Source organism: Pseudomonas sp. SIMBA_068, from assembly GCF_046534705.1.
Taxonomy (GTDB): Bacteria; Pseudomonadota; Gammaproteobacteria; order Pseudomonadales; family Pseudomonadaceae; genus Aquipseudomonas; species Aquipseudomonas putida.
In genome coordinates, this window is the sequence record NZ_JAWRYI010000387.1 from 1 (window position 1) to 278 (window position 278).

Annotated in this window: 1 pseudogene; it reads left to right on the forward strand. The window is 62.9% G+C overall.

What is annotated here, in order from left to right:
• Positions 1 to 269: pseudogene (locus SB756_RS29650) on the forward strand (type I secretion system permease/ATPase); the annotation flags it as partial.
• Positions 270 to 278 lie beyond the last annotated feature (9 nt).

Consider the following 278-nt stretch of genomic DNA (forward strand, 5'->3'; position numbering starts at 1 on the left):
CGCGCATCCTGATTTTCGACGAAGCCACCAGCGCCCTGGATGACGAATCCCAGGCGCTGATCCAGGACAACATGGCGAGCATCGCCCAGGGACGCACGGTGATCATCATTGCCCATCGCCTGTCTGCGGTACGGCATTGCCAACGCATCATCGCCCTGGAACAGGGGCGCATCAGTGAATCGGGCAGCCACCAGCAGCTCTTGGCCAACGGTGGTTGCTACTCGCGCCTGTGGGCGCTGCAACAGGCGCTGTGCAAGGAGGCGTCATGAGGTCCGGTG